This is a genomic window from Salinarimonas soli (assembly GCF_008386575.1).
In the GTDB taxonomy this organism is placed as follows: Bacteria; Pseudomonadota; Alphaproteobacteria; order Rhizobiales; family Beijerinckiaceae; genus Salinarimonas_A; species Salinarimonas_A soli.
Genome location: NZ_VUOA01000173.1, coordinates 1 through 266, shown reverse-complemented (window position 1 = coordinate 266; position 266 = coordinate 1). Strand labels below are relative to the sequence as shown.

General features: G+C 68.4%; 1 pseudogene. It reads left to right on the top strand.

Annotated elements, in window-relative coordinates:
* A pseudogene (locus F0L46_RS26455) lies at positions 1-266 on the top strand (carbohydrate ABC transporter permease); the annotation flags it as partial.

The window sequence follows — 266 nt, the reverse complement described above, 5'->3', positions numbered from 1 at the left end:
CGCCGCCCTCGCCGTGGCGGCGAACGGATCCTTCCCGGCCCTGTGGGCCCTGTTCACCTCGTTCAAGACGGAGGCCGAGCCCATGCGGCTTCCGATCACGATCTGGCCGGCGAGCCCCACGCTCGACAACTATGCCCGCGTCCGCGTGCACCAGCCGGTCCTCACGTTCCTGTTCAACTCGTTCATGATGGCCCTGCACTTCGCGGTGCTGTGCGTCTCCGTCTCTGCCTGCGCGGGATACGCGCACATGCGCCTGGGGGTGCCCA